The organism is Solirubrobacter phytolaccae, from assembly GCF_027587195.1.
Classification (GTDB): Bacteria; Actinomycetota; Thermoleophilia; order Solirubrobacterales; family Solirubrobacteraceae; genus Solirubrobacter; species Solirubrobacter phytolaccae.
On record NZ_JAPDDP010000082.1, the window covers coordinates 25,238 to 33,382 of the forward strand.

General features: G+C 70.0%; 7 protein-coding genes and 2 pseudogenes. 3 read left to right on the top strand and 6 right to left on the bottom strand.

Going from position 1 to position 8,145, the window contains the following annotated elements:
• Positions 1-35: 35 nt before the first annotated feature.
• Together OJ997_RS37930 and OJ997_RS30365 are read left to right on the top strand one after the other, a co-directional pair.
• A pseudogene (locus OJ997_RS37930) lies at positions 36-218 on the top strand (FAD-dependent oxidoreductase); the annotation flags it as partial.
• 75 nt (positions 219-293) lie between these two features.
• A complete protein-coding gene (locus OJ997_RS30365) occupies positions 294-1,184 on the top strand; it encodes a geranylgeranyl reductase family protein (protein ID WP_270029117.1) in 891 nt (296 codons plus the stop codon).
• A 1-nt stretch (position 1,185) separates the two neighbouring features.
• On the opposite strand, the gene OJ997_RS30370 is transcribed toward OJ997_RS30365, so the two are convergent.
• From OJ997_RS30370 to polA, 6 genes are all read right to left on the bottom strand, one after another.
• Complete coding sequence (locus OJ997_RS30370) at positions 1,186-1,683, bottom strand: ferritin-like domain-containing protein (RefSeq protein WP_270029111.1); 498 nt, start codon at positions 1,681-1,683, stop codon at positions 1,186-1,188.
• 38 nt (positions 1,684-1,721) lie between these two features.
• Entirely contained in the window at positions 1,722-1,889 is a 168-nt protein-coding gene (locus tag OJ997_RS30375) for a hypothetical protein (protein WP_270029112.1), read from the bottom strand.
• Positions 1,890-1,998: 109 nt separating this feature from the next.
• Complete coding sequence (locus tag OJ997_RS30380) at positions 1,999-3,231, bottom strand: aminotransferase family protein (protein WP_270029113.1); 1,233 nt, start codon at positions 3,229-3,231, stop codon at positions 1,999-2,001.
• A 9-nt stretch (positions 3,232-3,240) separates the two neighbouring features.
• A complete protein-coding gene (locus OJ997_RS30385; protein WP_270029114.1) occupies positions 3,241-4,089 on the bottom strand; it encodes an alpha/beta hydrolase in 849 nt (282 codons plus the stop codon).
• On the bottom strand, positions 4,086-4,823 hold the full coding sequence (locus OJ997_RS30390; protein ID WP_270029115.1) for an SRPBCC family protein: 738 nt from the start codon (positions 4,821-4,823) through the stop codon (positions 4,086-4,088). Before OJ997_RS30390 ends, OJ997_RS30385 begins: the two co-directional genes overlap by 4 nt.
• 34 nt (positions 4,824-4,857) lie before the next feature.
• A complete protein-coding gene (gene polA / locus OJ997_RS30395; protein ID WP_270029116.1) occupies positions 4,858-7,455 on the bottom strand; it encodes a DNA polymerase I in 2,598 nt (865 codons plus the stop codon).
• Positions 7,456-7,633: 178 nt separating this feature from the next.
• Here polA and OJ997_RS30400 point away from each other — a divergent pair.
• Positions 7,634-8,145 (top strand): annotated as a pseudogene (locus OJ997_RS30400) (hypothetical protein); the annotation flags it as partial.

The window sequence follows — 8,145 nt, forward strand, 5'->3', positions numbered from 1 at the left end:
GTGGCTTCCATTAGCAGCCGGATACTGTAGCGGGAATGCCGGTACGAGCCACGAAGCGCGGAGCCGCCCGCGTGCCCTTTCCGAATGGCGCGGACGCTGACGTCCTGATCTGCGGCGCCTCCTTTGCGGGCCTGACCATCGCACGCGAACTCCGCGCGTCGGGCGCGCGCGTGCTGATCCTCGATCGCTACGAGATCGGGGAGCGCCAGACCTCGGCCTGCGCCGCCCCCACCGAGTGGCTGCGCAACCTCGGCTTGGAAGCGTCGATCCGGCAGACGTTCGACTCCCTGGTCGTGCACACCCCGAAGGTCGAGACGGCACGCTGGTCACTGCCCTTCACCTTCTCCACGTTCGACTACCCGCAGCTCTGCGAGCTGCTGTTCGAGCAGACCGGGCTGGCGGAGTTCGACACGGCCAAGGTCATCTCCCGTACAGGCCAGACGGTGAGCACGGACCGCGGCGACGTCACCGCGCCGCTGATCGTCGACGCGCTCGGCTGGCGCCGCGTGCTCGGCGTCGGCGACAACTTCCAGCCGCCCGAGGCGCCGCTGAGCCGCGGCCTGGAGGTCCATCCGAAGGGCACCGGCGACGACCTGGAGCTGTGGATCGACCCGCGCTACGTCGACGCGGGCTACGGCTGGGCGTTCCCGGCGTGCGACGAGGTGCGCATCGGCGTCGGCTCGTTCGACCCGCACGACCCGGTCAAGCAGCCGACGCTGCGGCTCGTCGAGGATCTGGCTCAGCAGCCCGACGGCTACCAGGGCAACTGGATCCCGCATCGCATCCGCCCCGCGACCGAGGACGGGATCTTCTTCGCCGGCGACAGTGCAGGCCACTGCATCCCGCTGACCGCCGAGGGCATCCGGACGGCGTTCTACTTCGGCATCGCGCTCGGGCGAGAGCTGCGCGCGGTGCTCGACGGCCGCCAGGACAAGTGGGAGGCGCTCTCGCGCTACCACTCGTTCAGCGCGAGCCACAAGTGGAAGTTCGAGTCGATGTTCGCCGCGCAGCAGTCGATCCGGCACCTGCACGGCCGGCCGCTGGACAACGTGACGCGGTTCTTCACGCGACGCCGCGTGTCGCAGTGGGCGTTCCAGAGCTACCTGGAGATCGCCCCGCCGAGCTTCGCCGTGCCCGCCCCGCCCGCCGCGGCGGTGCCCGCGGCGACGGAACAAGCGGCCTGAATCACTCGTATTCGCTGAGGTACCGCTCGAACGTGCGCAGGTGGTTCTCCTCATCCCGGAGGATGTCGATGACCATGTCCTGCGTCGCCCAGTCGACGCCGTCACAGGCCTCGATGATGCGCGTGTAGTGCTCGATCGCGCCGGCCTCGGCCTCGATGACGCCCTTGATGACGGAGACCACATCGGTCCCGTCCTCATGGGTCTGGAGGTAGGTCTGCTCGGGCGTGAAGTCCATCGAGCCGGGCGGCGTCCCGTAGAGGTCCTTGATCCGCTCGGCGAAGAGCTTGGCGTGGCCGAGCTCTTCATTGACGTCGTTCGCGAGGTTCTCGGCGATCTCTTCAGCGCGGACGCCGTCGAGGTTGCTCGAGTTCGACAGGTAGGAGATGACCGTCTCCATCTCCATCCAGTAGGCCTTCGTCAGGAGCTGAACGATCTCCTCACGCTTGGCGGCGTTGGCATCGCTCAGGATGCCGGCTGAAGCGTGTCGGGTAGTTGGCATGGGACCCACACTACCCACCCTTCCGGGTTAGGTTTGCCTTACTCGCAGGCGGCGTCTCGAGCGGCTTCCCAGGCGGCAAACTGCCCCTCGGGAGTCTCGAGCCAGCTCTGCAGGTCCCGCTCGAAGCGCAGCCAGCGGCGCGCGCGGAACCCGCAGGTGGGAAAGTCTTCAAGCTCTTCGGTCGGTGTCTCGACGGTCCAGGCCATTAGGTGGCCCTAACTTATCACGACCGCGCGGGTAGGGATTGGCGAACACTCGCCCAGAGGGCTCAAGTTCGCTTGGAGTCCTCGCCTGGGGGCTCAGACTCCCGGTCGATTAGACCTTGTCGAGTCCGGCGCGCAGACCCTCGACCAGCAGGTCGATGTGCTCCTGCTCGGAGATCAGCGGCGGCGACATGGCCACGCCGCCGATCACGGCCCGCACGAGAACGCCCTTCTCCCGCGCTCCCGCGACCAAACGGGCGGGTGCGGCCGCGTCGGCTTCGGGCTTGAGGCCGATCGCGGCGAGGAAGCCCAGGCCGGCACGGATCTCCCCCACCGCGGGGTGATCGGCCAGCGTGGCGAGGCCGTCAGCGAGCGGACCTTCGAGCTCGCGACCGCGCGGGATCAGGTCCTCGGCCTCGTAGATGTCGAGCACGGCGAGCGCTGCGGCGCACGCGGCCGGGTGGCCGGCGTAGGTCGCGCCGTGGCGGAACATCAGGCCGCCCTGCGTGTAGTACGGGTCCGCGATCTTGTTCGAGACGACCACGCCGCCGAGCGGGAGGTAGCCGCTCGTCACGCCCTTCGCGAACGTGATCATGTCCGGGCGCACGTCCTCCCAGCGCTCGACGCCGAACCACGTGCCGAGCCGACCGAAGGCGCAGATCACGCTGTCGATGACGAGCAGGATGCCGTGCTCGGCGCACAGGTCCGCGACGCCCTGGATGTAGCCGTCGGGCGGCAGCAGCACGCCGCCGGCGCCGATCACGGGCTCGCAGAAGAACGCCGCGACCTTGTCCGGTCCGACGCTATTGATCTCCGCCTCTAGGGCCTCCAGCGAGTCGTACGGGACGACGCTGGTCTGTGGGACGAGCGGGCCCCAGTTGGTGACGTTGGGCTCGATGCCGCCGAGCGACGTGCCGAAGCCGTGCGTGCCGTGGTAGCCGTTGGTGCGGCTGATCAGGTGCACGCGCTCGGGATGGCCGGCGTTGATGAAGTGGCGGCGGGCGAGCTTGGCCGCGACCTCGATCGAGTCGCCGCCGCCGCTCGTCAGGAAGACCTTCGCGTCGTCGACCGGCGCGAGCTTGGCCAGCCGCTCACCGACCGCGTTGGCGGGGCCGTTCGTGAAGTCCCCGAACGTGTGGTACGCCGCGAGCTTGCGCACCTGGGCGTCGATCGCGTCGGCGATGTCGGCGCGCCCGTGGCCGAGGTTGGCGTACCAGAGCGACGCGGTGGCGTCGAAGTAGCGGTTCTCGTCTGCGTCGAAGACCCAGACACCCTCGCCGCGCTCGATCACCAGCTCGCGCTGGGAGACCGCGGCCATGTCCGCGAACGGATGCCAGAAGCTCATATCGGCGGCTCAACCTAGCGCTTGGCGGGCCGCCTCGGCAGCCTCGCGGACGGTCGCGCGGGCGATCTCCGTCGTCTGCCAGCGCCAGAAGCCGTGCACAGTGCCGTCGACGCGGTTGAGCGTCACTTCGACCCCGGCCTCGCGCAGGGCGGCGGCGTAGGCCTCGCCGTCGTCGCGCAGGACGTCGTGGCTGGCGGTGATCACGTACGCGGGCGGCGCGTTGCTCAGGTCGGCCCGCAGCGGCGAGACGTCCGGGTCCAGGCCCTGCGCGCCGTCCAGGTAGAGCTTGAAGAAGCGGCGCATGCTCGCGGCGGTGAGGCCGAAGTCGCCGTCGAACTCGCTGTAGGACGGCGTGTTCAGCCCCGCGTCGGTGACCGGGTAGATCAGCAGCTGGAGCACGACCGGCAGCTTGAGCGCGACGACCGCGGCGAGGTTGCCGCCCGCGCTGTCCCCGGCGACCACCACGGGACTCTCCAGCGCGCGCACGACGTTGAGCGAGTCGTTGAGCGCCGCGGGGAACGGGTGCTCGGGCGCGAGCCGGTAGTCGATGCTCACCACGCGGGCCCGCGCGTCGTGCGCGAGCGCGCGACAGACCGCATCGACGCTGTCACGGTTGCCCATCACCCAGCCGCCGCCGTGCAGGTAGACGATCGTTCCCTCCGCACCCGCGGGCTCGTACACGCGCACAGGCACGCCCGCGATCTCCTCGTCGGCGACGTGCTCGACCGGCACGCCCTCCCCTGCGAGCACCTCGGTCTCGGTCAGGTGCGCCATCCGCGCCTGCTCGATCGGGACCTCGTGCGCCGGCGGGCCGTCGTCCGGCAGCGCGTCGAGGATGCGCTGGATCTCTTCGTTCACTTCCGGATGATGCGGATCAGGACGAGCAGCGCGACGACGCCGCCGACGAGCGGGAGCGCGCGCTTGAGCACCGCGCCGCCGGCCGCCTCGCCCAGGTCCAGCACGTCTTCGGCCTGCCGGGGCGGCGGCGTGGTCGACGTCGGCGCGCCGGACGAGGCGTCGGGAACCTTCGTCTCGGCCTCCGCGGACGACACGCCGCTCGACGCGCTCGGCACGCCCGCGTCCTCGGTCTTGGGCGTGTCCGTCGGCTTGGCCTCGGCGGTCTCGACCTCGGACGCCGCGGTGCCGCCGCTCAGCTGCTCTGCGAGGCAGTCGGCGAAGCGCTTCATCAGCTTCGCGGAGACGTCCTGCATCACGCCGCGACCGAACTGCGCGGCCGGACCGGTGACGCGCATGTCGGTCACAACCGAGACCTTCGTGCCCTCGGGCGTCTCCTCCATCGTGGAGGTGATCGTGGCCGAGGCGCTGCCCTGGCCGCGGGCGTCCTTGGCCTGCGCGCGCATGGACACCTTGTGGTTGGCCTTGTCGGCCTCCTGGATCTTGACCGTGCCCTTGTACTGCGCGGTGATCGGGCCGATCTTGAGCTTCATGGTGCCCTTGTAGGAGCCGTTCTCGTCGGTCTCGGGCTCCACGGACGCGCCCGGCAGGCACGGCGCGACGCGCGGAACGTCGAGCAGGAAGGCCCACGCCTCATCGATCGAGGCGGGGACGGTGAAATCGTTCTCGAGCTTCATGATCGGCTCCTCCTGACGTTCGGCGGGCGGGAGGTTACTTCGCGGCCAGCCAGTTCGGGCCGACCCCCGCGTCCACCTCGAGCGGCGGGTCCATCGCGATCGCGCCGACCATCTCGCGCGTGACGATCTCCGTCGCCTGCTCCATCTCCTCCGGCGGGCCCTCGAAGAGGAGCTCGTCGTGGATCTGCAGGATCGTGCGCGTCTGCAGGCCCGCCTCGGCGAGCGCGTTGTGGCTGCGGACCATCGCGATCTTGATGATGTCCGCGGCCGTGCCCTGGATGATGCTGTTGGCCGCGAGGCGCTCGCCCAGCTTGCGGACGCTCCAGTTGCTCGCACGCACCTCGGGGATCGGGCGGCGGCGCCCGAACAGCGTGCTCACGTACCCGTGCTCGACCGCCTGCGTGATCGAGTCCTTCATGAACTGCGCGACCGCCGGGAAGCGCTCGAGGTACGTGTTGATGAAGTCCTCCGCCTCCTTCTGCGGGATCTTCAGCCGGTCGGCGAGGCCGTACGCGGAGAGGCCGTAGACGATCCCGTAGTTGACCATCTTGGCCTTCGAGCGCATGCCGACGTCCAGCTGCTCGGGCGGGAGCTCGAAGACGCGGCTCGCGGTCTCGGTGTGCACGTCCTCGCCGCGGCGGAAGATGTCCTTGAGCACCGGCTCGTCGGCGATGTGCGCGAGCACGCGCAGCTCGACCTGGCCGTAGTCGACGGCGAGCAGGACGTTCCCGGGCTCCGGGATGAAGCAGGCGCGGATCTCACGGCCCGTCTCGGTGCGGATCGGGATGTTCTGGAGGTTCGGGTTGATGCTGGAGAGCCGGCCGGTGGCGGCGGTGGTCTGCTCGAGCGTCGTGTGCAGTCGCCCGTCCTCGCCGATCCAGTTCGGCAGCGCGTCCAGGTACGTCTGCGCGAGCTTGGACAGCTCCCGGTAGCGGATGATCTTCTCGACGATCTCGTGCTCGTCCTTGATCGCCTCCAGCACGCGGTTGTCCGTGCTGAAGCCGGTCTTGCCGCGGCGCTTGCGGGACAGCCCGAGCTTCTCGAACAGGATCTGGCCGAGCTGCTGCGGGGAGCCGATCATGAACTCCTCGTCCGCGAGCGCCCAGATCTCGCGCTCGAGCTCGACGACCTGCGCCTTGATGCGGGTCGCGACCGTCTCGAGCTGCTTCGTGTCGAGCTTGATGCCGGCCTTCTCGGTCTCTCTCAGGACCTTGACGAGCGGGAGCTCGACGGTGTCCAGGAGGTCCTGCAGGCCGCGTTCGAGGATGAGCGGGCGCTGGACCTTGGCGAGCTCGTGGGTGAGCACCGCGCGGGTGGCGAGCGCGTCGCCGGCCTCGGCGGAGATGCCGCGCTCCTCCGTCAGCTCCTCCAGCGGGTAGCCGCGACGGGCGGGGTCCAGCAGATAGGCGGCGATCGCGGTGTCGAAGACGAGGTTGGCCGGGACCTCGGTGAGGGCCTTGGCATCGTGGGCGATGACGGCGCGGTCGCCGACGGCGGCGACGACGTCGGCGGGGCTGTCGATCTCGCCCGAGAGCGCGATGTTCCCGCCCGCGTAGGCCGCGAAGCGCCACTTGGGCTCGCGCGGGATGAGCTCGCCCTCGGGGACCTCGGGCGGCAGGATCGCGAGCGAGAGGAACTCGCCCTTCAGGCGCGTGATGTCACCCGGGGTGCGCGCGAGGCCGGTCTTGACCTCGACCTTCTCGAGGTCGGTGGGGCGCGGGATCGCTTCCAGCTCGGCCTCGGCGAGCGCCTCTTCCAGGCGCCGGAGCGGGTCGCGCAGCTCCCAGTCGCGGAAGACCTGGCGCAGCCTCGTGCGGTCGGGCGTCTTGGTGAACTCGACCTCGAGGTCGATGTCGACGGGGACGTCGCGGACCATCGTCGCGAGCAGCTTGCTCATGCGCGCGTTGTCGGCGTGGTCGATCAGGTTCTGCTTGCGCTTGGCGCCGGTGACCTGGTCGATGCTGGACAGGACGCCTTCGAGGTCGCCGAACTTCTGCAGCAGGTCGGCGGCGGTCTTGTCGCCGATGCCGGGAACGCCGGGGATGTTGTCGGAGGTGTCGCCCTTGAGGCCGATGAAGTCCGGGACCAGCTCGGGCGGGATGCCGTAGCGGTCGATCACGGCCTGGCGGTCGTAGACCTTGGTGTCCGTGACGCCTCTTGAGGTGGACATGATCCGCACGCCGTCGTCGACGAGCTGGTACGCGTCGCGGTCACCCGTGACGACCATGACGGGGACGCCGCGCTCCTTCGCCTGCTCGGTGAGCGCGGCGATCACGTCGTCGGCCTCGAAACCCTCGACCGAGACGTTCGAATAGCCGAAGGCCTCGACGAGCGGCTGGAGATGCGGCCACTGGAGCTTGAGCAGGTCGGGCCGGCTGGACCGCTGCGCCTTGTAGTCGGCGCTGATCTCCTTGCGGCCGGACAGGCCCGCGTCCCACACGACGACCGTGGGCACCTGGCCGAAGTCCGTGAGGATCTTCACGAGCATCGACGCGAAGCCGAAAATGGCGTTCGTGGGCCTTCCGTCGGAGGTCGCGATCGATTCCGGCAACGCGAAGAACGCGCGGTACGCGAGGCTGTTGCCATCGATCAGGAACAGCTCACGTGGGGTATCTCCGTTGCCTCCGGCCATCGGGTAAACACTAGTGGTCGCCCGGTCGTAAAAGAGTGCCGAAACGGGGCGAATGGACCGCTATGCTGGCGACGCGGCTTCCCGGTGCTTTGCCGCGCCCGGATGCCTTGCTCTGCGCGCACTTCTCTCCTTTAGCGAACAACGCGGCGCGCCCCACCAGCAGCCAGAGGTCCATCACATGACCGAGTCGCCCTCCCCCGAGGATCAGCAGCCCGAGACCGCCACGACGCCCGCGCCCGTGGCCTCAGAGGGGAACGGAGATCCGGCCCCCGCGGTGACCGCCGAGGAGGCCACGGCTGAAGCCGCCGTCGCCGCCGACGCGCCCAGCCTCGACGAGCCCACCGCCGCCGTGACCCCGGCCGCCACGTCCGCCGACGAGGAGGCTCCCGCTTCCACGCCCGTCGCCGATGCCGTGGACACGCCGAACCCGGTCAACGAAGCGGCCCCCGCCCCGGCCGAGTCCAACGAGCCCGCCCCCGCCGGCGACGCGTCGTCCGACGTGCCGGTGGAGACGCCCGCCGTCGAGTCGCCCGCGCCCGCGGGTGACAGCGCGAGCGACGCGCCCGCCGCCGGCGAGGCCGCCAGCGCGGAGACGCCCGCGACGACGTCGGAGCCGGCTGCCGCCGACACTTCGGCGCCCGCCGCGGACGCCGCTCCGGCCGCCGACGCCGCTCCGGCAGCCGACGCTGC